This window comes from Streptomyces sp. NPDC020681 (genome assembly GCF_044334895.1).
In the GTDB taxonomy this organism is placed as follows: Bacteria; Actinomycetota; Actinomycetes; order Streptomycetales; family Streptomycetaceae; genus Streptomyces.
The window spans coordinates 45,209-71,517 of sequence record NZ_JBIRTX010000010.1 but is presented as its reverse complement, the minus strand read 5'-3'; the positions used below and the strand labels follow the sequence as shown (position 1 = coordinate 71,517).

Sequence of the window (26,309 nt, the reverse complement as noted above, 5' to 3'; positions counted from 1 at the left end):
TAAACACTACCTATGGTGCGAATCGGTCAGTACCACCCCACTCGTCCCGCAGGATGGCCTGCAGACTGCCACGTTCGGGCGGGAACAACACATGGCTGCTTCTGATTTGGTCAGCCGCCTGCCCGATTGGCAGCCGAATCGCATGGCGGGCAACAGCTCTCGCTTGACTGCCCGATTGGGCCACGGCTTAATGGCGCCCACTGCGCTTCTACTGGATCCATGTGAATTCCCGATCCAATTCTCTGCCGCGTAACGGCGCAATACAGCGTTATGGAGGATGCCGTGAACGGCCAGCGCATTCGATTCCGACTGCTCGGACCGCTCGAAGCCTGGCAAGGGGACAGGCAGCTCGATCTGGGGCCGCCCAAGCGGCGCGTCCTGCTGACCCGGCTCTTGCTGAGTGTCGGTCAGTCCGTGTCGGTCGATCAGTTGTGTGCGGACCTCTGGGAGGGGCGGCCGCGCCCGGCCGGTGCAGCGTCCACTGTCCATTCCCACATCAGCCGACTGCGCGCCGCCCTGGAACTGGGCCGCAGCCGCGACTTCGGATCGAGCCTGCTCATAGGCGAATCGAGCGGCTATGTGCTGGCCGGCACGGCCGAGGACCTGGACACGCTGGCGTTCGAGGCATCCCTGCACCAGGCTCGCATGTTGAGGGCCGCGGCCGATCTCGGCACGGCCCGCCGGACGCTCGAGAGGGCTCTGTCAATGTGGCGGGGCCCGGCACTTCACGACGCCGCCGATCACCGGTTCGCGGAGCAGGAGGCATCCAGGCTCCTGGGGCTGCGGCAATTCGGTGAACAGACGCTGGCGGGCATTCTCCTGGACCAAGGCCAGGTGGATGCCGCCATTCACATCACCGAACGCCTCACCAAGTCAGCCCCCTTGCGCGAGGAACCCTGGGAGATATTGCTCCGTTCCCTGTACCGGGCCGGACGCTCCGGAGAGGCCCTGCACCACTACACGACGCTCCGCACGACACTCGCCGAGGAACTGGGCGTCAACCCCGGCCCGGCCCTGCGCGAACTACACCTCGCCATACTCCGACACGACTCGACGGTACTCGGGCCCGTCCTCCCAGCCCGCCCCATCCCGTCCACCGGGCCACAGCGCAGACTTCAGACCGGCGCCCCGCAGCCCCAGACCAGCCGAGGCATCACGCCGACCCTATCCGCCGAAACCCCCCACCTTCAGACACCGGGCAGGGAAGACCAGGCCGCCCGTCTGCGGGAAGTGGTAACCGCGGCAGGCGACGGCCCCCGATGGGCCGTCGTCACCGGCGAAGCCGGCGCGGGCAAGACGGCTGTCCTCTCCGCAGCGGCCTCGTACGCGGCGGCGAACGGCTTCACCGTGGCCAGGCTCGGCTGCCGGGACACAGGACCCGAGCTGGCTGCCCCTTCACCGGCAGAAGAGCTGCTCGCCAAGCTGCGAGAGGACCAAGCCCCCAGCGGCGCCTTTGGCACGACGTGCAGGCACTTCCCCTCCCCGACGCTGCTACACCGGCTCCATGAGCGGCCCGTTCTGTACATGCACGACGATCTCGACGAGAAGTGCGCCGCATGCATCGCGCTGCTGCGCCGGCTAGCGTCACTACTTCACGACGAGCCCGTCGCCGTCGTCGTGTCCCTGCGCGATCCCAAAGCACCGGCCCTGGCCGAACTCATGGCCCAACTCGCCTACCTGGGCGCGGAGTACATCCACCTGGAACCACTGGACGTCGCTGGCGTCGCACGGATCCTGTCCGCCCACGGCGAGGACAGCTCCCCAGAGGTCGCTGCCGCCCTGCACCAGCGCAGCGAAGGAAATCCCTTCATCCTCCGCGAGCTACTCCAGCTCCCGTCCCGGCACCGGACCGGGCCCCAGGCCCGGCTTCCGCTCTCCGTCGAGGCCGTCCTTCTGTGCCGTATCAAGGACCTGCCGGAACCGACACGCCTGTTGCTGGCGAATGCCGCCATTGACGACGAGGCACTCGACGTACAGCTCCTCGCCACCGCCCAGTCCCTGTCGCTCTCCGAACTCCTCACCCTCATCGACGAAGCCATGCGTGCCGGTGTCCTGACCTGGCAGGAGCCGGAAGCAGATGGCCACGACGGGCACTACAGCTTCCGCGGCCCGATGCGCGACGTGGTCCTCTCCACCCTCACGCCCGCCGCCCGCCAAGTGCGCCACGTCGTGCTCGCCGATTCCCTCGAGCAACTGCCCCGAGCCCACCTGCGTTCCCTCGCGAATCATCTGGCCCAGGGCGGCCCCTGCGTCGAGGCAGAACGACTGGGCCGGGCCCAACTGCTCGTCGGGCATCAGTGTCATCGCGTCCACCGGCACGAGGCTGCCCTCACCTGGTACACCAAGGCCGCGGACACCGCCAGGGAAGGGACACCCGCCTTGTTCCACGAAGCCGTGCGCGCCATCCGGAACCTGAGCGCCAACCAGGCATCCGCCGCCCACCCGAGCCCCGAGGCGATCCCGGCCACGGATGACACCGCGGTGGTTGATTAGCTTTGGCCGACTCCGGGCCACGATGGAGGAGCCGGCGGCACTCGCCGCGGACGCGGCGGCATGGGCGCTGGTGTTGGACTTCGCGGCGGCGGTGCGGGACGTACGCCGACTGGACGGGGGTGAGCGACCCCAACACGGACCAGGCCAGGCCCCCGTACAAACCGAACGTGAAGTCGATCCTGTCCACGGCTGAGGCAATCGCCGAGGCCATGGCGTCACGAACGGCGGCCCGCCCGAAGGAACCGCAGGCCAGATCGCCGAAGGACGGATCGGGCCAGTAGGCGGTGGTGCATCAGCCAGCCGGTTGGGTCATGAACGCCCGCCGTCCCGCCCGCGACTACGAACGGCTGATCCAGCACTCCGAAAGCCCGATCACGGCGGTGACCTGGCAGGGAACCACGCGCCGTCCAGATCAGGAGTCCACCGCTCGAGGGGTCCCACGGCACCGGAAGAGCCTGATCAGCTCATTCCTGGCGGGAGCGCACTCCAGGGCCTTCCGCCCCTCCTCCGTGACTGCATGCCTCGATCAGTTCGAGGTCACTCTCCACCCCAGAACAACGACGACTCTGCCACCCCGTTACACCCCACCCGCAACTCCAACCTCAGAAACCTCTCAACCGAACGGCACAACCAGCAGCGGGACTCGGCGTACGTCGTCCAGGGTGAGCGCGAGGCCCGCCAGAGCGCAGGCGGCGCGCATGAGGATGTCACCATCGGCTTCGCCGGGCTCGAAGTCCTCCGTCTCAACGTTGCCGGCAGCCTCGAATGCCGCACGCAGTTCGGCAGGCATGCCAGCAAAGCCCTCGTCCAGCTCGAGGTCGTCGAAGTTGACCCATTCGACCTGCTCGCCATCGACGGCATAGGTGAGACTGGCGTCCCCGTTGATGGTGTACACGCTCGTGGCCGCCGTCCGTCCATCGGCGGACAGCGCCTTCGTCACCGCGTCGTCGTAGGTGAACCCGGAGTCGTCGTAGACAAAGGTCCACTCGCCGACGCGTCCCGCCAACAGCGCGGCAGAGCCGCCCGGTTCCACACCAAGAGCAGCACAAGGCAGTGACGTCCACTCATCCGGCTTGCTGTCGGGCAGCTCGCAGGATCGGATCAACCCCGGCTTGGCGCCCAGCGCCTCCAACGCGTCCTCCGCTTCGATACCGCGCACGACATGCAAAACGTGGTTCGGATCCCCGCCGGCCAGATCACTGATCCATATCGGTGTTCCTTCGGAGTCCAGTGTGCTCGGCGGAAAACCAGGCGTGGGCATGTTGACCTCTCGGTGTAGTAACGATCGCTGATCACCTGGGCGGCGATCACCCTCATGACCCGCCGCCTCATCCGCAGTAATACGCGCCCTTTCCGGGACCCACTTGGGCAGGCGGCCTGACTGCCAGCACATCATCGGCCTCCGCACCAGCTCGGCCGGAGTCGTCCACCTGACTGCACTCCGAAGCGCTGGACTTCGCAATACGTGACGGTCCGCCGAAGATCCGGTGGACCGTCACGAGAGTCCAGAGCTAGCTCCGAGCCCTGATAGGGGATTCGAAGGAGCCCCTGACATTGACATGTACGCCCTTGGCGGTGGGGAAGGTGAACCCACCGAAGTTCTTGAAGCGCCCACCCGAATTCTCGATCTCAAGCCGGACCGACTGGTTGTAGCCCGTGCCCAAAATGACCATTGCGCACTGCCCGCGGTTCAGGATGTGACTCGACCACCCCTGGCGGAACCCCGTGGGCGGGAGGTCCGCCTGGAGAGTGAAGTTCGTTCCGTTGTTGCAGACACTGAAAACGCCCGGAATCGCCGCCTGCGCGGTGGCGACCGGAACGAGTACAGCGCTGGCTACGACCACCGTGCAGGCCGCAATCCGTGCCGACCACTTCTTCAAGGTGCTCTTCTGCATCGTTCTCCTCGATCGTCGGCGCAACGCTTACGCACTTGCCCGCTAGTGGGTGTCTTCCGGTGATGAGTGTCACCTCCAGCCCTTGTCGCCCTCTTGCGTAGACCTTGCCGCCGGAACAGATACTGGTCCGCCACACCTGTCCGTCAACGGCCGCGAGGGACGGCAGGTTCAGAAACAGCTACGCAGGTACTGGGGGCCAGGGCGTCAGTTCCTCCGCGTGCGTCCAGGCCCGGATTGCGTCTCCTGGACCACGTCCTCGGCGCGCTGGCGGTCACCGGGCACAAAGCGCAGGACGTGCTGCAGCAGCAGCCTTGCGGAATCCTGGTAGATCACGCGCGCCAACTCCTTCCCGGCTGTATCTACCGGCCCGTCCGGCTCGCTCATGGCGCAACACCGGTGGAAGCGGGGTCTTCGTTTTCATCGCGTAACCCTGCTCAGGCCACGTGTTCGGCGGGCCGGATATGGCCCGAGCTGGCGGCCGTCGCGGCGCAGCGCGTGTGGTCCTCGGGCGGGCCGGTACCCGCTGCCATGACGAGCCGGGTGCGGGTATCGATTTTCAGCCTGCGGCGCGGCGCATACGGAAGCTCGCCCGGACGCCGGGCGGCGCGGTTGCCTGAAGCGGGAACGAGTGCGTCGTCAAGGGCCGCGGAGTAGCGGCTACAGCGCAAGCACTGTGCCTCCAACGCGAGGAGCCGCGCGAGCGAGTCGACGATCCGGTCGGCCGCCGATTTCGACACGTCAAAGGATTCTGCCATATGATGCAATGTCAGGTTGACTTTCGCCAGCCGCCAGCGGTGCACACTGCACCAGAGGAAGGCTCCAGGGCCGCTCCCGGCGGGCGTGGCTCCCTCTTCCCGGAGGTGCCGGGACCAGCGCTGCAAAGCCAGCCGGCGTGCTCAGGCTCCTGGACCAGTTCGGCTCCCCGACCCAGATCCGCAAGGCCGGACACCGACGACTGGTCAACCTGATCCGCCCGAAGGCGCCCCGGATGCCTAGCGGCTGATCAAGGACCTCTTCACGGCACTCGACGAACTGATCGTCATCGTTCCCGGCGCTGACGCGGCCGCGCTGATCGTACCCGACCTGGCGCGCTCCCTCGCGGTCGTGCTCGGCCAGCGCCAACTCCTGCTCACGAGGATGGACGTTCCACGAATACATCTGGGGTTCATAGGAGTTGAGCAGATCCGCTCAATCCCGGCCCCGATCCCGGTAGAGGGCACGCACATCGGCGGCCAGTTCGGCGGACGGCACGCACTGGCCACCGAAGCCGTCGCAGCGGGCGAGGACCGCGTCGTGGATCAGGTCGCAGGCGTCCGTCGAGTTGGCCGTCACAGCGTTCACCGGTGCCGCAAGCCCGTGGACTTGCGAGACCAGTGACAGCTTCACACGTCCCGTCCGGGTTGCGGCAGCAAGCCGGACGACCCCGGGGTGATTGGCCAGCCGCTCGATGTCCGTCAGCGGCGCGTCCGTGTCGACAACGGGCATGACCGCGGTCGCGGCGGTGGGGTCCAGAAGAGCAAGCACCTCCCCCACGTCCGCCGCGGACCGGACCTCGGGCAGGACCACGCCATCCGCCTGTCCTACGAGTTCCGCGAGCCTCGCGGCGACCTCCAGGTATCCGCTGGCCACCAGCCGGTCGGCGGGGTGGAGACGCAGCCATACTTGTGCGTCGAGGCATTCCCGGGCGACCCCGAGCAGCGTGCCCGCCGCAGTGAGTGCGGCCTCCAGGCCGTGACACGCGGCACACGTGAGGACGTCGATGATGAGCGCCTCCACCGAGCCTGGCGCCCACTGGCTGAGGTCAGGCGGCCGACCGGGGTCGACCATGACGAAGGCGTGTGGAGCCACGAACCTGTCGGTGCGGCGGCTGTGGGGGCGCTGAGGGGTCGGCTGCTCCACGGTCACAAAGATCTCCCTGGACGGGCGGGTCCATGCGGTGCCCACCGAAGACGTGTTGGGTTCCTGTTCACCGACTCAGTCAAGGACTCACCCCCCACTACGCGCTGCGCGCTTCGTCGGGTCACCAGGCGGCGTTCTGTTTGCGTTTCGCGCCTCGGCTCACCGGACTCAGGCGACCTCGCGGCTGTGCCAGACCGCCACTGCGTCCGCGATCGGCTGCTCCGTCTCAGGCTCGACTAAACCGAACTGGCCACCTTGTTTGCGCTCCTCCAGGTACCACCAGATGCCGTCGAAGTTCTCGGCGAAATCGGAAGCTGCATAGGCCAGTTGGGCGCGACCCATGGAGACAGCGACCGTGCGCAGAGCATGCTCGGGCGTCTCGACCGGCTGCCAGGGATGCGGATTGTTCCCGTACCGGCCATGCACCTGATCCACCACCGCTACTCGGCGGCCGTAAAGCACTCGACGCGAACGGCTGTCAGCGGTAGCCAGGCGCAGCTGCCACGGCTTGTGCCGTGCGCGGTCCGTGGCCGCAGGCTCGTTCATCCAGTCTGCCTACGTGCCTCCGAGCGGCCCATAAAGCGTCTACCCGCTCTCGGCGGTCAGCCACTCGGAAGTATCCTCCGCATGCGCAGTGGGCGCTCCGAGGCGCCGCACCCACACCGAGCGCAGGAGTTCCACATACACCACGCGGCCCTCGGTCGAGCAATGGCCGCCGGCCGGCTGACCATCTTGCGGTAGGCGGGTGTATCGGTGGAGGCGTGACGTCGATTCACTCCCAGCCCTCACTGCAGTGGCGGTTGACGAGCCGCTGGAACTCCAGAACCCTTGCCGCCTGCGTGCACGCCGCCTCGACGTCGGGCAGCGTCATCGACAGCGCTCGCGCGACCCGTCGCGCATCCCAGTGCATTTGCATCAACTGCACCACCAAGGCGGGCTTGTCCAACGGGCGGATATCGACGTCACGTCCTTGCGCCAACGCGCGGGCCTTGGGCTTGGTCGCCTCGAGCCGACGGAGTTGAAAACGCAGGCTCCGGCGCTCTGCCGGTGTGGTCCCGCCCCAGATCCCGTCGCTCTCATGGGACCGGATCGCCAGCGCCAGACAGTCGTCACGCACCGGGCAGGCGGTGCAGAGCTTCTTCGCCTCCCGGATGTCGGATTCCCTCAGCGGCACTCCGTGTGCCGGGAAGAAGATCCGAGGATCGGCACTGCGGCAGGCCGGTGCGGTCGATTCTCCCCAGGAACTCGGCGGGGTTACCCCAGCACCGATCCCGTGAATGTCCTCTTCCAGTGCATTTGTCACCACAATCAGCTCTCCCCTTGCTTGGCCTCTGGAAAAGACACGGATCCGGCGGAAAGCAAGTTCAGCCATCGTGGCCACGACCAGTCCCGTATGCCACCGGTGCGTCCGGCCGGATGTCGCGCTGGCGCATACTGTCACCTCCGCGCAATGACGTAATGGCACTGGGCACCCGGCAGCGCACCGCGGGGAATTGCCAGCCGGGCTGACGGGTACCGGTGCCCCCGGGGGGCTGCACGCGACTCAGCCGCAAGGCGGTAGGCACCGGGCAGCAGCTCGTGCTCACAGACCGCTGCATTCGTAGGGACCCTCGCACGAATCCAGTTGCCTGTGGAATGACGTTGTACACGTTCCGCCCGCGGTAGTGCTCGCTGAACAAGCGCTGGTGGAGGAGGCGTCGACCGACGGACACCAGGTCATGTTTCGCGAGTTCCTTGAGCCGGTCGAGCCATCCCAGTGCGGCTTGAATGCTCTGGGACTCGGCCGCCTCCAGAACCGCCACCCCTATCAAGGTCCACTGATGCGCGGGATGGCCCAGAGCACGCACTTGCAGAAGACGCCACCCGTTCCGGGCGACGAGGGGTCGGAGCCGATCGGCAATGTGGGGCGGCGAGGACGTTCAGGGGCTGGCCTGCTGTTCGTGCAGTCCGGTGCTGTCCTGTCTGGCGGGAAGTTCGTGGCGGTCGGTGGGGCGGAGCGCGTATCGGCCGGCCCAGGCGGCGAGCACGGTCGCAACGTACGCTGCGTCGGCTGCCTTCGTGAGCAGGTGGTCGGCCTGGTCGAGCGCGATGAAGGATTTGGGGTGACGGGCAGTGTCGAAGATTCGTCGTGCGTTGTCGACGCCCACCAGCTCGTCCGTCGGCGAGTGGAGTACCAGCAGCGCGGCCTGGAGGTTCGCGATGCGCTCAGCCTGCGGCTGGGCGGCGATGTCGTCGAGGAATTGCCGTTGGATGCAAAACGCACGGCCCGCCAGCAAGACATCGGCCTGGCCCTGCCGCTCTATCTCGGCCCGGCTGTTCCCGAGTAGGCCCAGCACATGGTCGGGACTGAAGGGTGCAGCGATCGTGGCGACCGCCCGCACCTGCGGAATGCGGTGGCGTGCGGCAAGCACCGCCGCACCGCCGAGTGAGTGTCCGATCAGGAGCGATGGTGCCTCGAAGCGGGCCTGCAGGTACTCGGCGGCCAGCACCAGGTCGTCGGTGTTGGAGCTGAAGTGGGTGTTGCCGAATTCTCCTCCGGAGCCGCCAAGACCGGTGAAGTCGAAGCGCATCACGGCGATGCCGAACCCGGTCAGCGCCCGGGAGATACGGGAGGCGGCGACCTGATCCTTGCCGCACGTGAAGCAGTGCGCGAACAGGGCGTACGCCTGCGGCTTGTCCTCGGGCAGTTCCAGCCGAGCGGCGAGCTGTCCGCCCTGCGATCCGCTGAACTCGATCTTCTTGCTCTGCATCAGCGTGTTTCCTCAGCTCTGTGAGGCCTGGAGGCACCGGCAGCGGCGGGCAACGCGCACACAGTTGCCGCACGCTGGGGGCACTATTCCGGCGGGCGTCATTCTTGAAGAATTAGAGCAGACCGAACGGCGCGAGGCAGGGGCACAGGCGGTCGCAGTCGGGTCCGATGAACAGATCGACGGCAAGGGTCGAGACATCACCCGGTATCCCTCCCCTCGTGCGCGAAGCCCATGACTGTGCACCGTGCCGAGGAACTTGATCTCGGCGTCCACCGCCTGACGGCCGCGGTAGTTGAGGTGTCGTCCGAAGCGTTGGAAGATCTGGGCGAATTCCGGCTCGACCAGAGCACTGCGTCGACGGCACTGGGCCCGTTCGGTTGGGGTGACGAGGCGGGCCGCCATGTCCACTCCGATGCTGCCGGTCCGCTCCCGCCATGCCTCCGCACGGTCTCTGGAACGGTACTCGCGTCCCGGCGTCGACGCGGTCGCAGAGCACGCCGCCGAGCACGACCCAGCCGTCCGCCGTAGGTGAACCCGGTCACGCTGGGACGGCAAGTGCGTCAGCGTGTGCGGTACGGCTGGCCTCCTGCTGCTCGGCCGACCACGCCCACTGGTCGAGCTGCACCGTTTCCAGTTGCGTACCGTTCTTCCGCCCCGCACAGGAGAGTTGACGCTCATGGACATGCGCATTGCGTCGCCGGGTCTGGCACCGGAATCTAGACTATGGCTGACCTCTGCCCAGCTGGTGGACGGGCGCAGGGTGGACGTACTGATTGCGGGTGGGACCGTGACCGAGGTGGTGGCCGCCGGCGCGTCGGACGGGCGTCCAGGCCGGCGACTGGATCTCGGCGGCTATCTGCTGCTCGGCGCGCCCGCGGAGCCGCACGCACATCTGGACAAGACCGGCACATTCGATGACGTGGCGTGTGGCGCAGGAGAACTGAACGGCGCGATAGACGCCTGGCAGCGCTGGTCGGCGGGCAGGGACCGGGCCGACATCGTCCGCCGCGCGGAAGGCACCCTGTCCGCCCTGGTCAACCATGGCGCGACAGCGATACGTACACACGTCGCCCTTCGTCCCGACGAGAAAGTGCCCATCGCGCTCGAGACTCTGATCGAGCTGCGTGAACGATGGCGGGACAGGGTGAATCTGCAGGTCGTTCCCATGCTGTCACCGGATACACCCGACGCGCTGGCCAAGACGGCGGTCAAGGCCGGTGCCGACCGCCTTGGCGACGCCCCGTATCGCTCGCCGGACCCCGACGCCGCGGTGGCCAGACTCGTCGGCCTGGCCCAGAAGTACGAAGTCGGCCTGGACGTCCACACCGACGAAAACCTCGATCCCGGGATGCTCACACTGGCGACGCTCGCGGACCTGGTCATCGCGCGGGACTTCCCTCATCCGGTCACGGCGAGCCACTGCGTCAGCCTGGGGCAGGTGCCGCCGGACCGTCGGCGACCCATCGTGGACAAGGTGGCGGAGGCGGGCATCGGTGTCATCACCCTCCCGCTGACCAACCTCTATCTTCAGGGGCGCGGCCGGAGCCCGGTCCCGCGCGGACTCACCGCGGTTCAACCGCTCCTCGCGGCGGGCGTCGTGGTCGCCGGCGGCGGCGACAACGTCGGGGATCCGTTCAACCCCATGGGCCGGGCAGATCCGCTGGAGACCGCGTCACTGCTGGTCACCGCAGCGCATCTGACAGTCGAGCAGGGGTACTCGGCGGTCAGTGACGCGGCGCGCCAGGTGCTCGGGCTGCCTCCTGCCGGACCGGTACCCGGACGGGTCGCCGATCTGCTCGCCATCAAGGCGTCCAGTCTCACCGAGGCCGTCGGCCGGGCGACGGAGGACCGTCTGGTGTTCATGGGAGGGCGGCTCGTGAGCAGAGTGACGGTGCGGCGCGAGCTGTTCGGCGGCGTCAGCTCACCGGACGGTCCGTGACCTCCTCACCTCCTCTGTCTCCTCGGTGGTGTCTCGGCGAGGCGGCGCAGGTAGAAGCGCACCCAGTTGGGGCCGTACGGGATGTACACGCGTGTGTCGATACCCCGTCGGAGCAGGTCGTCCACGTCGTGCGATCTGATGCCCAGTGATACCTCGCACGGGAGTGGTCCCAGGCTCAGCAGCAAAGTCTCGCGCAGGACCCGGTCGTGGGTGGCGAGTGTGACGTCACCTCCTTCCTTGCATATGCGATGGGCGATCCGGGCGAAGGACATGTCCGTCCATTCTCCGCGCGGCCAGGACACCTCCGGACTCTCCGTAAAGGCTCCCTTGACGAGTCGCACCGGCACTCCAGCCGCGGCCAGACGTGCAGCGTCATCGGAACTGCGCCGGAGGTTGGCCTGCACCGTCGCCATGACCGGTGCACCCTGAGCCGCCACCTTGAGCACTGCCCGCAGGGTGTCCTCGGCGAGGTCCTCGCTCTCGGCGCCAACCTGCAGCCAGCGGCCCGGCCCGAGCTCGCCCGCGATGCGTTCCAGCTCCCGTACACAGGTGGACCAGGAATCCCGCAGGCCCAGGTGGGAAGGGTCGGCAGCCAGCCACACCGGCGGCTGCCGACCGGACGTCGCGGTGACGAGATCGGCGTAGGCGTCGCCAACCCGCACCGTGTGCACCTCGCCGGTCTCCACTCCGAAGAGATCCAGACTGACACCGCATCCCTTCGCTGCCAGCTGATCCGCACGGGCCAGGGCCTCGGCGAGGTCCCGGCCTCCGACGTGACGCCGAGCGTTTTGCCACAGCACGCTTCCTACGTACGGAACCGCGTCGGCCAGCCGGCTCAGGGCGGCGGAGAGACCGGGAGCGGCCAACGCCCGTCGGAGCCGGTAGTGCCGGGCACTCATCCAGGTCACCTCACTCGCCGTGGGCCGATCATCATCGGCTGGCCATGGCGCCGATGAGCTGACTCCGCAGGAGGCCGTCGGTCTGGAACACACCGCGCAAATGCTCGGTAGTGACTCGGGCTCCGTGCGCCTTTGCTCCGCGCAGCGTCATGCACGCGTGGCTCGCCCGCAGCATGCAGCCGGCCCCCTGTGTGTCGAGACACTCTGTTAGCGCCTCCACGACCTGCTCGCCTATGCGCTCCTGCATCTGGGGACGGGCGGCGTACTCATGAACGATGCGGGCGAGCTTCGAAATGCCGACGATCTCCGCGCCAGGCGACGGGAGATAGGCCACGGTGGCCTGCCCCGTGAACGGCAGCATGTGGTGCTCACAGACGGACGTGAAGGAAATGTCGGCGGCGATGATCAACGACGGGCCGCCGACGGGTGGAAAGGTCACCTGCAGATGTCGTCGCGGCTCTCGCGTTGTGCCTTCTGTCAGCTCGAGCAGTGCCTTGGCCAGCCTTCGCGGAGTGTCGCGGGTCGACTCGTCCTCGCACTTCATGCCCAGCGTACCGAGCAGTTGCCTGGCAGCCTCGACCGCTTCCGCCTCGGCGGAGGCCGTCGTGTCGTCAAGCAAGGTGATGCGATTGGCCCTAGCTGTGGCCATGAGGTCTCCAGGTCGCCGAATTCACGTGTGTTTCAGAGATGTTCACCTGACTGACTTGCACATCGACCCGCGCGTCGAGCTCTCTGATGACCTGGCTGCCTACTCTTCCGATGAGAATGGCCACATTCTCGACCGTCGGCCAGGCGAGTTCATGGGACAGTTTCTCGGCATCCGATGGATCACCGGCCCCGAATCTGTACAACTTGCAGTGATGGGACAGCAGGACGGGCACGAGGTCATCGGCCGCCCCCAGCATCACACCGTGGTCCAGATACGTGTCGATCCACTGCCGTATCTTTCCCTTGAAAGCCCCGAACTCCACGACGACACTGTCCGGGATGGACGCGGCGGTCACCTCGATCTCGCACCACCAGGAATGCCCGTGCAGGTTCACACATTTGCCGCCCAGCTGCGGTAGCCGATGAGCGGTTTCGAAGTTGTGGCGTATCGTCACCGAGTGGTTCACGCCGCCTCCCATCGCGCGATGGCTCCGCCCTCACCGAAGACGCCCACGCCGGCCGACTCCACAACCACACCTTTGGCTATGAGGTGTTCGCCGAGTTCTCGCGCGATCGCCTCGCAGGACGCCGCGCCCCATTGTCGCTCGGTCGGCCCCCACCAGTTCCGGACGGTGTCGGTCAGATTGTGGAATTCGATGTCACGCTCGTCGTGAGCGACCAGGACATCGACCCTGACCCGGAAAGTATGGCGATGCCTGCTGGCCAAGTAGTCACGTTCGGGAGGCGCATCGGGCCAGCAATGGAACCCGATGAGGTCCAGTTCGATCCAGATCGTGGTGCTCGAATACCGCCGGTCTCCGCCGGCCGCTGGGCTGTCGACTAACGTGGCAGGCGCAGCGTTGAACTGACCTCTCAACGTTCCTCCAGGTGGCTGCTCTACGCGTGACTGCTCTAGGCATGAAAGACGTCGCAGGCATTCCTCCCGTCCGCTGCAACTTCCCTTCAGCCTCGGCCTGGACCCAGCCGGCTGAGGTGCGAGCGGTGGAAGGTCGGGGCGAGATGACGCCTTGCGCCGACGATTCTAGGACCACATCCGGCAGTGACAGCAAGGCATCTGCCACGTGCGGTCCTGGCCTCCAGCGCGTGGATCCGACGAGCACGACCAGGAAATTCGCACAGCGCGTAGCCGCCGGCGCCCGCGCGACGAGGCCAGGAAGGCGCGAGCCGTGCAGGCCGGACTCGAGGCGCAGCCGGACAAGCAGATCGTCGACTGGCCGCTAAGACTTGTCCCGTAAATCGGTCGTGGGCCTGTCCCTGGATACTGCTCGGTGTTGTCGTACTGCTCGCGATGGTGCGAAGTGCCGGTTGGATGCCAGTAGCTGCATTTCGATTCGCCGTTCGGTGAGTAATGCGGCAAGCCGGGCCCAATGCCGGCTTCGGTCCAGTCCCGCAAACGGCGCCAGGCCGTGACACCGGAGCCGCCGATACTTGGCGTGGCACGTTGCGCCAAGCCACACCCGTGCGCAGGGCGTAGATGCTGCCCGCCAGCACAGTGCGGTCGGCTGTCCGGTGTCGCCCTGCGTAGCTGCGTCCCCGCTGAGGGGGCAAGGGAGTGATACGCGTCCACAGGTTCGGGTACGAGAACGCGTTCACGCTCGGAAGCGTGGCGGAAGATCTCAGTTGAGGTGTGCCGATGGGCCCGGCACACTCGGCCGATGAGTCAGCTGTTGCCGACGCCGTCGATGTAGGTGTCGGCAAACCCATCATGGCAGTTTTTGGTCTTCAGTACGCGGTTCCCCGTACCGCCCAGCACATACATGGTGATGCACTGCTGGGTCGCCCGATTTCGGAGTTGGAAACGCCCTTGTCTATCCCGGGTCTTGCGCAACTCAGACGAGATCTGGTCGCTATAGAAGGTTCCCACTCTGGCACGCTCGGATGTACATGTTGCCGGACTGATCGGCATTAAGGCAGCGTTTCGTCGCCTTGTTCTTGAGGAGGCCGCTGAGAGGCGCCGCCTCTGCGGGTGCAGGAACCAGGGCAAGTTACTCGCAGGGCTACTGGTGGGAGGCGTCGCTGTCGGCGGACTCTTCCATCTCTTCCATGAGCCGCGAGCTGGCGTGGAACAGCTCGGCGAAGCTGGCGAACTCCTCAAGCTCCCCGTATTTCGGCTCGAACAGATAGGCGGCCCACTCTCCGTTCGGACCGGTATCAGTCGGGTCGAGCAACCAGATGTCTTCGCCGCTGGCGACCTCCAGCGACCGCCGGAACAGCTGTACGTAGTCGTTGTCCTGGTCCGAATCCTCGCCGTAGAGATCTATGAGGTCCCCGCCCCCGTCGTTATCACGCATCCAGGAGACGCGCTCGCACGGGTAGACGAGATCCACCCAGCCGCCGACGCCACTCCACCCGTCGCTGGTCAGCAGGAAGGTGTGGAAACTCCGTGGGAACTGGACCCCGAGCCGATACTCGGCCGCCGACACAGCTGCCTCGGCGGCCGGATCCTCGCCCATCCAGCGCGTCACTTCCCGCTCTCGCTCAAGCGAGGCACGCTGGTATTCGTTGGCGGTCCGTAGATAAAGTTCACCGTACCCACGCGGGTAACTGCGCCACTCCTGCGGTGTAGTCAGCAAAGGAGTTGCCGGGACCGCGCCGCCTTCACTCATGTCGCTCATCATCCTCCTCCAACATCAGCTCAAATGTGGGTGTGCGCGGTCCCCCTGTGAACGATCACAGTTTGGGAAGTAAATCACCGCAAGGGACAGGCACACCGGGGTGCCTCTCGTCCAACGCCCTTTATGGGTTACGGATCCTCGCCACCGGGGGTTCAGTCAGTCGGCCGCAGGTGCAACCCGTCCTCGCTTCGGCTCTGGCGGATCGGCCGACGGCCAGGCGTTCCGCCTGTTGTTCGGCGCGGGCCCGGGTCTGCTGCAGGCGGTAGGAGTCGGTGCCAGTCTCGATGATGTTGCCGTCGAAGGTGAGTCGGTCCACTATGGCGCGCGCAGTCTCGGGTCGGTGAAGGTATTCGTCCACCCTCCAAGGGATTCGTTCGAAGCTATCGCCACACTGTTCCTTTCCTCGCGCTCCGTCAAAACCTGGAAAAGCAGCTCCGCCCCACGACGATCAAGCTCCATATATGCCAGTTCATCAAGGCAAAGGAGATCGACGCGGCCATAGCGGGCTACAGCCCTCCGACGCGAGCGTCATGGCGGATCGCCGCGTACAACTCGTCCCTCGAAACTGGCACTTGGGCCCCCCATGGCTACTCTCTGCACTCGCCGTCCTCCCACTGCAAGGTCCCCAGTGGAGTCAAATCGCACCTACACCAAAACCCGCCCCACTCCACTGGTACCAAAACTCACCTACCGCTGGAGTCATGACCCACCTACAAAGCCAACGATGACCGGCAGGCAGAACGGCCGGGGGCAGGCCGCGCCCAGGCCGCCACGGGGCGCGGCCGGTGTCCGTTAAGTTGTGGGGTGGCGGGTCGGCCGTCCAGGGCGGGTACCGCACAGCCTGCCGTACCCCCCTCCATGCCCCCTACCGTGACCGGCTGCCGACCGCCAGACGTAGTACCTGGTCAGCGACCATTTCCCAGCCGATTCGCCGTGGCGACAACCCTCTTCTCTGCCTCTCCTGTCAGTACCTGGTGATGGGATGGATGTAGGTGACGGATCGGCAGGTCATCGGGTTACGGCGGTGCGCTGCGCGCGGCTGGGTCGCGCCTGGTGGCGGGTGCCGGCCCGGTGGGCGCGGCACGGGGAGGTTGGGGCGACAGGTGAGTGGTAAGTCGGTGCGGTATCCGTACGGTTCGACGGCGGCGCTGCGTGGCGAGGTGCTACGGGTGCTGGGTGTGCTGAAGGTCGCGACGCCGGATCAGATCCAGCGCCTGACGCGTCCGCACCTGTCGTACAGGTACGGGGAGTCGGAGAGAGACCGGCGGAACAAGGCGCACCGCAACGCGGCGCTCGATCTCGCCAAGCATGGCCAGACGGTCTCGGAGGGCAACACCAGGGCGGGACTGAAGCTGTGGGGGCTGACCCCGCTCGGGCTGGAGGCCGCTGCCCGGGAGCTGGACCGGCCGCTGGAGGAGATGGGCTCGGTCGCCCGCGGCACCGGAACGCACGGCGCCGCGCATGCGATGGCGGTCAACGACACCATCGCCGCGTTCATCCAGCCCCGCCCCACACCGGACGAACTCACCGAACTTCCCGAAGGCGGCCGAGTGGCGGCGGAGGGGCTGCCGCGGGGTATGGGTACGCTGGACGGCTGGTCGACGGAGCTGGGTTTGGCGGTCTCGGGTACGTGGAGCAAGCCGGGTCGGGGCAGCGCGCAGGCGGACGCTGTGCTGGTCGCCCCGGAGCACGGGGTGCCTTTGCTGTTCGTGGAGGTCGACTGCGGCCACATGACGCCGGAGAAGATCAGCGAGAAGTTCGCCAAGTACGAGCGGTTCTTCCACCGCACGGTGAAAGACACTGACGGCACCGAGAAGCCGATGTGGTGCACCCGCTGGGCAGCCTCGGGCCGGGAGGGCTTTCCGCCTATCGCGCTGGTGTTCACCGGCCGGGGACCCAACTCTCTGCAGCAGCGTATGCGGGCCGTGAAAGATCTGAGCATCGCGCACTGGGCTGGCGGCAGGACTCACAACGACGCATACGTCGACTACGACGGCAGGATCCCCATCGTGGTGACGACGCTGGAGCGGCTGCAGATGAACGGGCCGTACGGACAGACCTGGTGGCGCTACAGCCGTGGCACTTGGCAGCCCCTGAACACCGCGCTCGACAACCCGGACGGGTTCCACGTCTATCGGGACCGCCTCCGCGCCGTACGGGAAGCCCAGCGCCGTCAGGAAGAGCGGGCCGCAGCCGAACGGGAGAAGCACCGCCCCGTCTGCACCCGGTGCGAAGAGAGATTTACCGACGGCCGCTGGCGGCAGATCGAGGACACCGCTCAGAGAGAGCGGCACCCGGAGTTGTGTGCGGACTGCGCCTGGCAACAGGTGGACATCGCACGCTTCGAGGCGCAGGCTCAACAACGGGCTGCGATGGCCACGTGCGAGGAGTGCGGTGGCCCACTCCGGGGCACGGATCCGGAGGGTGAAAACAGGTACCTCTGGCACGACGACGATGAGGGCGTTCCCCCGCCGGACGGCATCCACTGCCCTGCCTGCCGCTTCGGACTTTCAAAGCCCAAGACCCGCATCGGGCGCATCCTGCGCCGCCGCGGCTGACAACGCCTGTTGCCGGTCAACACCAGCTTCACGAGGGGCAAGGCACCGAGCACGAAGCCCCCGACCCAGTCTGCTCAGATCGCTGCAGCGGTGAGAAACGCCCGTCGTGCCTCTTCAGGGCGTGTTTACTCCCCTGCCATGTGGTCGAGCATCGCCGTTCGTTCGTCATCCATGGTGTCTCGCAGCAGGATCTCGGTGTCTCCTACGGACATTTCCAGATGCTCCCGCAGGCAGCCGAGTGCGGTGTCGTGGGATCGCTGCAGCGCTGCGTATGCGTCTGGTGGATCGGCGAGGGAGAGCGTCGGCTTGCGGCAGGTAGTTGGACTGTGCCGTGATGAGCCCCGCAGGCTGGGCGACGGCGGTGTGAGCTTCACGCACGCGGTCGAGCGTGTACCGAAGGGTTCCAGCGCCACAAAGCGAAGGCCCGGCGACTGGTCGGCCAACTCAAAACATCTTGGCTCCAGGTCAGCCTGCGACCCGGCGCCGCATCACGCGTGGGCACGACGTATGCCCAGATGTATTTTCGTGGCGGGGCTCCGGGGCCGATTTGCCTGCTGTCATATTCCGTGGGCTGCGTACCGCTGGTCGATAGCGGTGACGGCGCCTGGCCGACGGCCGGGGACGCGGAGCCGGAGGGCGATCAGTTCGGGTGCCAGCCTGGTGATGTGGCACGCGTCGGTCAACTGTTGCCACTGGTGGTGCGCTCGGTCCACCGCCGCTTCCACGTCGGCGGAATCGACCGCCTCACCGGCGGCGAGGCGCGCGATGGCCGCACTCATCCACGCCTGGCAGCTGCGCAGCGGGTCCCGCCCGAGGTAGGCGGTGTGTGCCTCGGCCTCGGTCCACAGGACGGCGTCCGGCGACTGCGCACCGTACAGCCGCACGGCCTCTGCCCGGCAGGCCGCCGCGAGCCGGACCGCCCGGCCGTGACGGCCGCCTTCGGCAAGAGCGATAACCTGACGCAGATGCTCGGCACGCGACACAATTCTGACCATCAACGTCATAGCAGGCATGGACATTTCCCTTTCACGTAGGCAGGAACCGGCGACACGCGTGATGGCAAAGCGCCGCCAGGGGCGGTCCTCACGCGCGCACCAAGCGTCCGCCGGATCGGATATAACGCCGCGCCTCGGCCGAGGGCAGGTTGGTGTCGGTGATGATCGCCTCGAACTCGCGGAAGTCTGCGAACCGGCAGAAACTCACCGCACCGAACTTGGTGTGGATCCCGCAGAACACCTTGCGCCGCGACACCTTCATCACCTGCGCCTTCACCTTGGCCACCACCGGATCCGTCGTCGTAAGCCCGTGCTCCCGCGAAATCCCGTTCGCGCCCACGTAAGCCAGGTCTATGACGCACTCCTGGAGCATCTGCGACACCCAAGGCCCCATCACCGCTTCCGTGTTCCCCCGCACCTCCCCTCCCAACAGCATCACCGTGAGGTTCTCCCTCGGGCTCAGCAGGTGTGCGACACCCAACGCGGCAGTCAGCACCGTCATCGGCCGGTCCCGGGGCAATACCTCCGCGATGAGCTGCAGGGTGAACCCCTCATCGATGAACACCGTCTCCGCCGGCCCCAACAACTCCACGGCAGCCGCCGCGATCCGCTTCTTCTCCGGCACGTAGCGACTACAGCGCACCGCCAGGGGCGCCTCATAGCTCCGGGTCTCCACGGGGTAGGCACCACCGTGCGTACGCCGCAGCAGACCGTGCGACTCCAGAACACGCAGATCCCGCCGAATCGTCTCCGCCGACACCTCCAGCTCCTTGGCCAGGAGCTGCACGTCGACCGCGCCGTCGGTGCGTGCCCGCCTAAGAATGAACCGCTGCCTCTCGTCCCCTTGCAAGCTTCCTCCCAGAACAACGCCCCGTCTGAGCACGCTCGGCCCACGTCACCCCGACCGTGCAGTGATCTCACCTCACCAGTGGCAGGAAGGGCAGGGACTGAGCCTGGTCGTCAGGGTTTTGTCATGGGTGGCTCGGTGCCGGATGACCGTCACGGTTTCGTCACGGAACTCACTTGCCGATGATCCACTTGTGATCGTCGTTGACGAGGCAGGGCCGGATCTCCAGGGGCGCGCCGACGCGGCCCTCGCCGCCCAGCCGACGATGTTCAAGCACTGCTGGCTGCTGGCGTAGTTGTGGATCCGGTACGAACCGTCCCCCCCGGCTCTGCAGCCACCACAGCTGGTTGTCCTTGGTCGTGCCGTTGCACTTGTACTCGCTGACTTTGGTGTTCCGGGATACGCCTCCCAAGCCTGGGAGGTCCAGGCAGAGCCCGTCCTTGACGTTCCGGGTATCGAAAAGGCTCACGCCGCCCGGGCCACCCTTCGCATACCGACCGTTGAAGTCCCACAGCTGGTTGTCGGTCGTCTTGTTGTTGCACTCTCCCAATGTGACCACCCGGCCACGCCTCCCTATGCCTGCTCCCGGGAGGTCGGCACACTTCCCGGTCGTCTTGTTCCTGAGCAGGATCCGCTTGGAGTTGGACAGATCGACGACTTGCGGTGCGTCCGCGAGGACGCGCGCCCGCTTCGGCGCCGCCTTGGTTGTCCGCGTCGTGGCGGCCGGCAGCTTGTCGTCTGTGGGCGAGGGGTCGCCTGCGGGCTGCGGGTTCGGGGTGTCCGGATCGCCGCCCTCAGGCGGCGGGCCGGGCTTCTCATTCGAACTGGGCTCGCGCTTCCTGCCGGAGGCGGGCGATGTGTCCGAACTGGCCTGCAGCGTGGAGCTTTCCACGACGTAGGGGCCGCCGTCCCTAACCTCCGCCTGAGCGTCCTCGAGCATCATCGAACCCGATGAGAGGTCGGTCTTGGCGGTGTCCGGCCTCCCGTCCTCCTCGGACATGGCCATGACCATGAGTGGAACGGAGACGAGGATCGCACCGGCTATCGCAGCACCCGGGCGCAGCGACTTCAGCGGACGGCCGAGCGGCGGCCTGAGCCCGTCCCCGCCGACCCCGCCCCGGGTGCTGGCCGAGGCCGCGGCGGCAGCGGTTGCTCCACAGGCACCAGTCCGCGCGTCACTTCCTGCTTCACCCTCGGCTCCGGCGGTCTCGCTGGACCCTGGAGCTGACTCGGACTCGGCCCCAGCTCCAGCGGAGGGTTCGGCGGTGCTCCCGCTCGCCTCGGCCAACGGGTCGACCGAGCCCAGGATACCGACGGCCGGAGGGGCCGCAGCGCCGTGTGCGGCAGCCGCCCGGGAGCCCTCCGAGAAGCCCTCGGCTGAGCCCTCCGCGGAACCTACATCGCTCCCGGTGAACGCACCAGGATCGGGCGACTCCGCCTCCGAGAGGCCTGTAGATGGCTGGCGCGCGGCTTCGGCCGCACCTGATGACTCTTCTACGTCTGCCACGTCGGCTCCTGTTCGCTCTCAGGCGACTGCTGCCCTGGAGTGCAGCCGGGCGCCCTGCCCCCCGAATCACGGGGACGTCGCCGGGATACGAAGCCGGCGGCGGAGGAAACACATGCGCGGCATCAGCCGTCACGAGGCTCCCCATCCCCGCGCCGTCATGGTGGCATCGCCCTGGGTGACGGGGTACCACCCAGCCTGGAACCCACATGGCATCAACAGATTCGGTCATCTGCTCGATTCTCCACTCCCGTCTCGGCGGTGGCGAGTTCCGCAAAGGGCCCGTGCGCGCCCGTTCCCTTCCTCCCCAGGCAACCCGCCGCCGGCGCCGGGAAGCCCGCTCGGCGGCACACCGCGGATCGCGCCGGATCGTCTGCCGCGGGACAGCGTGACTGCTGACCGCCAGAAACGCGGGCGCACTCCGCTGCCAAGCCGGCGATCAAGGACTACAGCTGCCGTTACAGGGGCAGCTCTCTTCGTCGAGAGGACGTGTTCCGAAACGATGTCTTGGAAGTCGCCCTTGCAAAGCGTCAATGCGCGGTGGATCGTCCTGTACAGGTTCAGTGCGGGCCCAGTCATCGAGGACACCACCTGGGCAAATCTCGGCCGAGATGCGCTGAACTGGCAATGAGGTGCACCGCGACGGAGACGTGCTCAGCTGCGTCCAGGATGCCGGACACTCCCGGTGAGCAGCTGGGGCGGTCTGATCACACACGGGGTGCCGTGCATGATGTACACGGTGCCCTTGCGCGGCAGACGGGCCTGCGACTTCGCCAGTACGTAGTCACCAGCAACACCAGGTCCGCCAGGCGGCAATCGCCACGGACGCCCCCGCCGGACACCGCCACCACGGCGGCGCACCAGCGCCACCGACTGCTCGAGCTGCGCCTGACTCAACCCGAGACCGGCTCGATCCACTTCCGATCATCCGCTGAGGTCACCCCCACCCAGGCCCAGACAACGCCCCAGAAGCCACACCAGTTACGGGACACCTGCAGCCGCATACCTGACGATCGCCGAACATGACCAAGCTACGGCTGAGAGGGTGAACTTCATGACGACACATTCAAGCGTGACAGCTGAGGACTTCGCATGGCTGAAGGAAGTGGACTACCTGGGCCTCACATACGGCATGACCCTGGTGCAGGGGATCACCCCTGCAGAAGCGCTGCGGCGGCTGGGCGCGGAGACCGTGCGGACTGTGACGGGGCTGGGCGGGGTCGGGGAAGCGTGTTACGAGGCCTACGACAGACAGCAGATGGCGTACGGGGTCAGGAGCGTCGATGACTGGGTGCTCATCTTCGAGCCCGCAGGCACTCTGGCGAACGACGGCCGCCTCATTTCGCTGTCCGAGGGGACTACCGTGGTCTCCCAACTCAAGTACATGAACGGCTCCTTCTTCTTTTCCTGGTGGGAGAACTCGAAGGAGCGCGTCGAAATACATGTTGACGCCACCACGGAAGAAAGTGGTCTGCCGGACGATGTGATCGAGGCGATGCGCGCAGTCGGAATACCGCTGACAGAAGAAGAGGAAGACGCAGTCTTCGACGGTTTCGACTGGGACAGCAGTGACGACTACTATACTCGTGCGTCTTTCGCCCTGGCGGAGCGGATTACCGGTCTCAGTTTGAGTCTCGACATCATCGAGGGTGACTATCTCTACGGCGCTGTCCCGCGCTGACGATGCAGGCAGCATGGTCCTGAGACTCAGCCGTAATCCGATGTCGCGCATGTCAGGGCCCGCTTGCCAAGTGCGGAGCGCTGAATAGCTCCTGTCTCTGCAACCTGAAAAGCTCTGCCCTCTCGGGGCAGAACGGCCCGGGGCCCCAGGGGCACTGCCGGGCGAACAGACAAGCGTGGTTGCGCCTGCTGAGGCCGCGCCGGCTATTCCCGCTCGCTGAGGCCGCCCCGAGCACCAGAAACACAGAACGGGCAGTCAGCCGCGGTCAACGGCCGTGGCCAAGTAATGTCATGACGTGGCCTTGGCACAGTATTCCTCAAGCATTTCGCTCGGCCAGCTGGGCTCTCTAACTTCGTCGCAGTGGCCCATTTCCTGAAGAACGGCGCCAGGTCGTAGATCGGTGAGCCGTCGATGGCGTCGAGTTCTGCGACGTGGAGGTCCACGCCTACCACCTTGATCAGGCGGGGAAAGCCTCAGCGAGCTGGTTCGGCCGACGGTGGTTTGCGGTGCACGAACGTGCCTGTGTCGGGCCACTTGGGGCCCTCGGATCGACTCGCTCACCCACCACGACGCCACACGCGACGAGAGGGCGCCAAGCAGCGGGCACCTCAGCGCCGACGACCGCATCCGGAAGCTGAACCGGGCTTGCCCGCCGCACGGTGTGCGGCGGGCAAGCCGTCGTGTACGGAGGCCTACCCGACGAGGCCGAGCGTGACGGTCGTCAGCGCCCTTACGGATTGAGCTGTTCGACGACACTGGCCATCATGGCAAAGTGGCCCAGCCGATGGGGGTGGGCCGGCAGAGCCCCGCCGCTGGGATTCAGCGGCTCGATGTAGCGCCGCGACGCACTCTGGCACATGTCGTGGCCCACGAACCGCCGATAGGTGTCCACGTACTCGCCACCGCTCTTGGCCGCCGCGCTGGAGAGCATGGCGTTCAGCCGCTTCGTGGTGTCCCGCAGATAGGAAACGTCACCGTCGGCGAAGGGAACGCCGGGCCGGCAGCGGCTTCCATTGTCCGGCACCAACGACGGGTAGCCGACCACGACAACCCGGGCCTTGGGGCTGCGCCGTTTGATGTCGGAGACCACCGCGGAGATGCGCGGGCTGGTCTTCGCAATGCGCTGGGCGAGTCGATCGGTGCCGCCCGACGAGAAGTACTGACGACACGGACTGCCCGTGGGGTTGGAGAAGGACTTCAAAGCGCAGGTCTTGATGATGTCCGCGAAGGCGATGTCGTTGCCGCCGATGGTCACAGTCACCAGGGTCGTGTCGGCGGAAAGGGCATTCACCTGCGGGGGCTTGCTGCCCTGGCGGCTCCAGATGCTGTACGTGGTCGCCCCGCTACACGAGGCGTTCTTGAAACTGCGCGCCTTGTAATGCCCCGCCAGAAGCCCCGCGTAACCCTGCGAGGAGCGACGGCACTCGGCGTCCGTCTGCTGCGGCAGCCCGGCGCCGGATGCGTACGAGTCACCGAGGGCGACGTAGTTGGGCGCCGAGATGCCCGCCGCGTTGTTCGTGCCTGCATTGGCGGGCGTCGTCGCGCCTGAAGTGAAGAGCAATGCGGTGCCACCGAGCAGCGCAACTGCGCCAGCCAAGACAGCACGTGAGCGAAGGGAACGGGCCACGCAGGCCTCCTGAAGTAGTGGTGAGACAGGGAAGGACCCGGGGTCGGGACGGCTCCGGGTCCGACCACGCCTACGCCAGCTCCCTACGCCCAGTTCACTGTTGTGACCCAGGCCACACGCGGTGCCTCGCCACGACTGACCACCTTCGATCCACTCACTTCATGGGCGCTGACGGTGACTCAGCCCTCCACCCTTTCGTTCGCGAGGGAAGGGCAGTTGAGTACCCGCCGTCAGTTCGCCGGACTCGAAGGTAGTGCCAAGCATGCTGGTCTCCAGGACGAGCAGCGTGATGGCGATGGCGATGACGCCGTCGCTGAACGCGAGCACCCGGGCAGGATCGCGCTCCACGCCGAACGGCGTTGACTCTCCTGGTCCCTGAACAGGCTCTGTCATCGCCCCAGCCTCAGGCACCGGACGCGACTTCGCGAGCAACCCAGTGGCGTTTCTCCAGCGGCGCGTGATCACGGAATCGCGGCGGCGCCGGCACAGGAACTAGCATCGGCCCGAGCGCACAGATCACAGCGCCATGAGGGGCTGCCCCGGCCGGCCGGCCCGCAGGAGGTCCGCAATGGCGACGCTGGTGTCCGTCAACGCAGGAATTCCCCAGGACGTCTCATGGCAGGGCAAGACCGTCCACACCGGAGCCTGGAACTCCCCCGTGCACGGCCCCCGGATGGTGCGGCGGCTGAACATCGACGGAGACGGTCAAGGTGACCTGGCCGGGCACGGCGGCGACATTCGTGCCGTCCTCGTGTACCAGATGCAGTCCTACCAGTACTGGCAGAAGCAACTCGGCCGCGACGACCTGACCTTCGGGATGCTCGGTGAGAACTTCACCGTCGACGGCCTGCCCGACGACGACGTGTGCATCGGCGATCGGTACCGCATCGGCGAAGCCGAGTTCGAAGTCACCCAGCCGCGCGTCACCTGTTACCGCGTCGGCATGCGCCTGGGCGAACCCGCCATGGCTTCCCTGCTGGTCGCCCACCACCGCCCCGGCTTCTACCTGCGCGTCGTCGGCGAGGGACGCGTCCAGGCCGGCGACGAGATCACCCTGACCCGCAAGGGCCCAGAGGAACTCAGCGTCGCCGACACCGACGCGCTGCTCTACCTCCCCGACCGCGACCCCGCGAAGTTGCGCAGAGCACTGAACATGCCTGCCCTCAGCCCCGGATGGCAGCAGTCCTTCCGAGAACTCGCCGCCGCGCAGCAGCCCCAACAGGAACCGGGATGGCCGGGGTTCAAGACGATGCGCGTCGCCCGTACCGTCCCCGAGACGCCCACCGTCTCATCGGTCTACCTCGATACCACCGACAACACACCACTGCCCGAGGCCCGCGCGGGCCAGTACCTCTCGATCCGCCTCGCCATCGGCGATGCCGCCCCCGCGGTGCGCAGCTACTCGCTGTCCTCCGCGCCCGCAGCGGCACCTACCGCATCAGCGTCAAGCGCGAGCCCCACGGGAAAGTCAGCGGCTACATCCATGCCGCGCTCCACCCCGGGGACCTCGTGGAAATCGCCAGCCCGCGCGGCACGTTCGTACTCGAAGAAGGCACCCGCCCGATCGTCCTCGTCTCCGCAGGGATCGGTGCCACTCCCGTGCTCGCGATGCTCCACCAACTCGCCGCCACACGGGGCCAACGCCCGGTCTGGTGGATCCACATCGCCCACGACCGCGCCCACCACGCTTTCGCGGACGAGACCCACGCGCTCCTGACCCAACTCCCCGACGCCCACGAGTACATCTACTGCACCGCCGAGACCGCTCCACTTCCCGACGAGCCCCGCATCACCCTGGGGCGTCCGACCGCCCAAGCACTCGCGGCCACCGGCATTCCCACCGACGCCGACGCCTACCTCTGCGGACCGCCCGCCTTCATGGACGGCCTCGAGGCCACCTGCGCGATCACGGCCTGCGCCCGGAGCGGATCCATACGG

Annotated in this window: 24 protein-coding genes and 6 pseudogenes; 7 read left to right on the top strand and 23 right to left on the bottom strand. The window is 66.8% G+C overall.

Annotated elements, in window-relative coordinates; all coding sequences use genetic code 11:
• Window positions 1-282 precede the first annotated feature (282 nt).
• Together ACH4YL_RS23810 and ACH4YL_RS23805 are read left to right on the top strand one after the other, a co-directional pair.
• Window positions 283-2,493: a BTAD domain-containing putative transcriptional regulator gene (locus tag ACH4YL_RS23810; protein WP_398509430.1), complete on the top strand. Its 2,211-nt coding sequence runs from the start codon at window positions 283-285 to the stop codon at window positions 2,491-2,493.
• Window positions 2,494-2,777: 284 nt separating this feature from the next.
• Window positions 2,778-2,894, top strand: a pseudogene (locus ACH4YL_RS23805) (IS5/IS1182 family transposase); the annotation flags it as partial.
• A gap of 212 nt (window positions 2,895-3,106) precedes the next feature.
• On the opposite strand, the gene ACH4YL_RS23800 reads toward ACH4YL_RS23805, so the two are convergent.
• From ACH4YL_RS23800 to ACH4YL_RS23765, 8 genes and pseudogenes are all read right to left on the bottom strand, one after another.
• On the bottom strand, window positions 3,107-3,754 hold the full coding sequence (locus ACH4YL_RS23800; protein ID WP_398509429.1) for a DUF6461 domain-containing protein: 648 nt from the start codon (window positions 3,752-3,754) through the stop codon (window positions 3,107-3,109).
• A gap of 250 nt (window positions 3,755-4,004) precedes the next feature.
• Complete coding sequence (locus ACH4YL_RS23795) at window positions 4,005-4,388, bottom strand: hypothetical protein (protein ID WP_398509428.1); 384 nt, start codon at window positions 4,386-4,388, stop codon at window positions 4,005-4,007.
• A 205-nt stretch (window positions 4,389-4,593) separates the two neighbouring features.
• A pseudogene (locus tag ACH4YL_RS23790) lies at window positions 4,594-4,772 on the bottom strand (sigma factor); the annotation flags it as partial.
• A 50-nt stretch (window positions 4,773-4,822) separates the two neighbouring features.
• Window positions 4,823-5,143, bottom strand: coding sequence for a hypothetical protein (locus ACH4YL_RS23785; protein WP_398509427.1), 321 nt, complete (start codon window positions 5,141-5,143; stop codon window positions 4,823-4,825).
• Window positions 5,144-5,576: 433 nt separating this feature from the next.
• Window positions 5,577-6,293 carry a hypothetical protein gene (locus tag ACH4YL_RS23780; protein WP_398509426.1) on the bottom strand — a complete coding sequence of 239 codons (717 nt, stop codon included), beginning with the start codon at window positions 6,291-6,293 and terminating at the stop codon, window positions 5,577-5,579.
• 162 nt (window positions 6,294-6,455) lie between these two features.
• A complete protein-coding gene (locus tag ACH4YL_RS23775; RefSeq protein WP_398509425.1) occupies window positions 6,456-6,833 on the bottom strand; it encodes a hypothetical protein in 378 nt (125 codons plus the stop codon).
• Window positions 6,834-7,059: 226 nt separating this feature from the next.
• Complete coding sequence (locus ACH4YL_RS23770) at window positions 7,060-7,659, bottom strand: WhiB family transcriptional regulator (protein ID WP_398509621.1); 600 nt, start codon at window positions 7,657-7,659, stop codon at window positions 7,060-7,062.
• A gap of 547 nt (window positions 7,660-8,206) precedes the next feature.
• Window positions 8,207-9,037: an alpha/beta hydrolase family protein gene (locus ACH4YL_RS23765; RefSeq protein WP_398509424.1), complete on the bottom strand. Its 831-nt coding sequence runs from the start codon at window positions 9,035-9,037 to the stop codon at window positions 8,207-8,209.
• A 676-nt stretch (window positions 9,038-9,713) separates the two neighbouring features.
• On the opposite strand from ACH4YL_RS23765, the gene ACH4YL_RS23760 reads away from it, so the two are divergent.
• Window positions 9,714-10,976 carry an amidohydrolase family protein gene (locus ACH4YL_RS23760; RefSeq protein ID WP_398509423.1) on the top strand — a complete coding sequence of 421 codons (1,263 nt, stop codon included), beginning with the start codon at window positions 9,714-9,716 and terminating at the stop codon, window positions 10,974-10,976.
• Window positions 10,977-10,981: 5 nt separating this feature from the next.
• Here the strand turns inward: ACH4YL_RS23760 and ACH4YL_RS23755 are convergent, their stop codons facing one another.
• The 8 genes and pseudogenes from ACH4YL_RS23755 to ACH4YL_RS23720 all read right to left on the bottom strand — a co-directional run.
• Complete coding sequence (locus ACH4YL_RS23755) at window positions 10,982-11,875, bottom strand: proline dehydrogenase family protein (protein WP_398509422.1); 894 nt, start codon at window positions 11,873-11,875, stop codon at window positions 10,982-10,984.
• Window positions 11,876-11,906: 31 nt separating this feature from the next.
• Window positions 11,907-12,524 carry a GTP cyclohydrolase I gene (folE, locus tag ACH4YL_RS23750; protein ID WP_398509421.1) on the bottom strand — a complete coding sequence of 206 codons (618 nt, stop codon included), beginning with the start codon at window positions 12,522-12,524 and terminating at the stop codon, window positions 11,907-11,909.
• Window positions 12,511-12,990, bottom strand: coding sequence for a 6-pyruvoyl trahydropterin synthase family protein (locus tag ACH4YL_RS23745; RefSeq protein WP_398509420.1), 480 nt, complete (start codon window positions 12,988-12,990; stop codon window positions 12,511-12,513). Before ACH4YL_RS23745 ends, folE begins: the two co-directional genes overlap by 14 nt.
• Window positions 12,987-13,250, bottom strand: coding sequence for a hypothetical protein (locus ACH4YL_RS23740; protein ID WP_398509419.1), 264 nt, complete (start codon window positions 13,248-13,250; stop codon window positions 12,987-12,989). Before ACH4YL_RS23740 ends, ACH4YL_RS23745 begins: the two co-directional genes overlap by 4 nt.
• Before the next feature lie 625 nt (window positions 13,251-13,875).
• Window positions 13,876-14,116: pseudogene (locus ACH4YL_RS23735) on the bottom strand (transposase); the annotation flags it as partial.
• 88 nt (window positions 14,117-14,204) lie between these two features.
• The gene (locus ACH4YL_RS23730) at window positions 14,205-14,408 is read right to left on the bottom strand and encodes a hypothetical protein (protein ID WP_398509418.1); all 204 of its coding nucleotides are present in this window, start codon (window positions 14,406-14,408) and stop codon (window positions 14,205-14,207) included.
• Window positions 14,409-14,541: 133 nt separating this feature from the next.
• Window positions 14,542-15,159 (bottom strand): SMI1/KNR4 family protein, encoded by a 618-nt coding sequence (locus tag ACH4YL_RS23725; protein ID WP_398509417.1) that lies wholly within the window; start codon window positions 15,157-15,159, stop codon window positions 14,542-14,544.
• Window positions 15,160-15,382: 223 nt separating this feature from the next.
• Window positions 15,383-15,675 (bottom strand): annotated as a pseudogene (locus tag ACH4YL_RS23720) (ATP-binding protein); the annotation flags it as partial.
• 587 nt (window positions 15,676-16,262) lie between these two features.
• Between ACH4YL_RS23720 and ACH4YL_RS23715 the strand changes: the two are divergent.
• Window positions 16,263-17,717, top strand: coding sequence for a replication-relaxation family protein (locus ACH4YL_RS23715; protein ID WP_398509416.1), 1,455 nt, complete (start codon window positions 16,263-16,265; stop codon window positions 17,715-17,717).
• A gap of 125 nt (window positions 17,718-17,842) precedes the next feature.
• On the opposite strand, the gene ACH4YL_RS23710 is transcribed toward ACH4YL_RS23715, so the two are convergent.
• From ACH4YL_RS23710 to ACH4YL_RS23690, 5 genes and pseudogenes are all read right to left on the bottom strand, one after another.
• The gene (locus ACH4YL_RS23710; protein ID WP_398509415.1) at window positions 17,843-18,160 is read right to left on the bottom strand and encodes a hypothetical protein; all 318 of its coding nucleotides are present in this window, start codon (window positions 18,158-18,160) and stop codon (window positions 17,843-17,845) included.
• 114 nt (window positions 18,161-18,274) lie between these two features.
• On the bottom strand, window positions 18,275-18,730 hold the full coding sequence (locus ACH4YL_RS23705; RefSeq protein ID WP_398509414.1) for a hypothetical protein: 456 nt from the start codon (window positions 18,728-18,730) through the stop codon (window positions 18,275-18,277).
• A gap of 70 nt (window positions 18,731-18,800) precedes the next feature.
• Window positions 18,801-19,562 (bottom strand): DeoR/GlpR family DNA-binding transcription regulator, encoded by a 762-nt coding sequence (locus ACH4YL_RS23700; RefSeq protein ID WP_398509413.1) that lies wholly within the window; start codon window positions 19,560-19,562, stop codon window positions 18,801-18,803.
• 169 nt (window positions 19,563-19,731) lie between these two features.
• On the bottom strand, window positions 19,732-20,559 hold the full coding sequence (locus ACH4YL_RS23695) for an RICIN domain-containing protein (RefSeq protein WP_398509412.1): 828 nt from the start codon (window positions 20,557-20,559) through the stop codon (window positions 19,732-19,734).
• A gap of 1,271 nt (window positions 20,560-21,830) precedes the next feature.
• A pseudogene (locus ACH4YL_RS23690) lies at window positions 21,831-22,067 on the bottom strand (hypothetical protein); the annotation flags it as partial.
• Window positions 22,068-22,117: 50 nt separating this feature from the next.
• On the opposite strand from ACH4YL_RS23690, the gene ACH4YL_RS23685 reads away from it, so the two are divergent.
• A complete protein-coding gene (locus ACH4YL_RS23685; protein ID WP_398509620.1) occupies window positions 22,118-22,744 on the top strand; it encodes a DUF6461 domain-containing protein in 627 nt (208 codons plus the stop codon).
• Between the two features lie 730 nt (window positions 22,745-23,474).
• Here ACH4YL_RS23685 and ACH4YL_RS23680 read toward each other — a convergent pair.
• Entirely contained in the window at window positions 23,475-24,371 is an 897-nt protein-coding gene (locus ACH4YL_RS23680; RefSeq protein WP_398509411.1) for an SGNH/GDSL hydrolase family protein, read from the bottom strand.
• Between the two features lie 159 nt (window positions 24,372-24,530).
• A complete protein-coding gene (locus ACH4YL_RS23675; RefSeq protein ID WP_398509410.1) occupies window positions 24,531-24,764 on the bottom strand; it encodes a TMEM175 family protein in 234 nt (77 codons plus the stop codon).
• 133 nt (window positions 24,765-24,897) lie between these two features.
• Here ACH4YL_RS23675 and ACH4YL_RS23670 point away from each other — a divergent pair, with 133 nt between their 5' ends.
• Both ACH4YL_RS23670 and ACH4YL_RS23665 read left to right on the top strand, forming a co-directional pair.
• Window positions 24,898-26,088 carry an MOSC domain-containing protein gene (locus ACH4YL_RS23670; RefSeq protein ID WP_398509409.1) on the top strand — a complete coding sequence of 397 codons (1,191 nt, stop codon included), beginning with the start codon at window positions 24,898-24,900 and terminating at the stop codon, window positions 26,086-26,088.
• Window positions 26,001-26,198, top strand: a pseudogene (locus ACH4YL_RS23665) (sulfurase); the annotation flags it as partial. The gene ACH4YL_RS23670 and the pseudogene ACH4YL_RS23665, both read left to right, overlap by 88 nt.
• Window positions 26,199-26,309: the final 111 nt, after the last annotated feature.

What these genes read in the sequence shown, in the direction of transcription:
- ACH4YL_RS23760 (WP_398509423.1), top strand. Translation starts at nt 9,714, where the DNA reads ATGGACATGCGCATTGCGTCGCCGGGTCTGGCACCGGAATCTAGACTA.
- ACH4YL_RS23800 (WP_398509429.1), bottom strand. Translation starts at nt 3,754, where the DNA reads ATGCCCACGCCTGGTTTTCCGCCGAGCACACTGGACTCCGAAGGAACA.
- ACH4YL_RS23705 (WP_398509414.1), bottom strand. Translation starts at nt 18,730, where the DNA reads ATGCCTGCTATGACGTTGATGGTCAGAATTGTGTCGCGTGCCGAGCAT.
- ACH4YL_RS23775 (WP_398509425.1), bottom strand. Translation starts at nt 6,833, where the DNA reads ATGAACGAGCCTGCGGCCACGGACCGCGCACGGCACAAGCCGTGGCAG.
- ACH4YL_RS23770 (WP_398509621.1), bottom strand. Translation starts at nt 7,659, where the DNA reads ATGGCTGAACTTGCTTTCCGCCGGATCCGTGTCTTTTCCAGAGGCCAA.
- folE (WP_398509421.1), bottom strand. Translation starts at nt 12,524, where the DNA reads ATGGCCACAGCTAGGGCCAATCGCATCACCTTGCTTGACGACACGACG.
- ACH4YL_RS23675 (WP_398509410.1), bottom strand. Translation starts at nt 24,764, where the DNA reads ATGACAGAGCCTGTTCAGGGACCAGGAGAGTCAACGCCGTTCGGCGTG.
- ACH4YL_RS23785 (WP_398509427.1), bottom strand. Translation starts at nt 5,143, where the DNA reads ATGGCAGAATCCTTTGACGTGTCGAAATCGGCGGCCGACCGGATCGTC.
- ACH4YL_RS23670 (WP_398509409.1), top strand. Translation starts at nt 24,898, where the DNA reads ATGAGGGGCTGCCCCGGCCGGCCGGCCCGCAGGAGGTCCGCAATGGCG.
- ACH4YL_RS23685 (WP_398509620.1), top strand. Translation starts at nt 22,118, where the DNA reads ATGACGACACATTCAAGCGTGACAGCTGAGGACTTCGCATGGCTGAAG.
- ACH4YL_RS23765 (WP_398509424.1), bottom strand. Translation starts at nt 9,037, where the DNA reads ATGCAGAGCAAGAAGATCGAGTTCAGCGGATCGCAGGGCGGACAGCTC.
- ACH4YL_RS23755 (WP_398509422.1), bottom strand. Translation starts at nt 11,875, where the DNA reads ATGAGTGCCCGGCACTACCGGCTCCGACGGGCGTTGGCCGCTCCCGGT.
- ACH4YL_RS23695 (WP_398509412.1), bottom strand. Translation starts at nt 20,559, where the DNA reads ATGTCCGAGGAGGACGGGAGGCCGGACACCGCCAAGACCGACCTCTCA.
- ACH4YL_RS23795 (WP_398509428.1), bottom strand. Translation starts at nt 4,388, where the DNA reads ATGCAGAAGAGCACCTTGAAGAAGTGGTCGGCACGGATTGCGGCCTGC.
- ACH4YL_RS23725 (WP_398509417.1), bottom strand. Translation starts at nt 15,159, where the DNA reads ATGAGCGACATGAGTGAAGGCGGCGCGGTCCCGGCAACTCCTTTGCTG.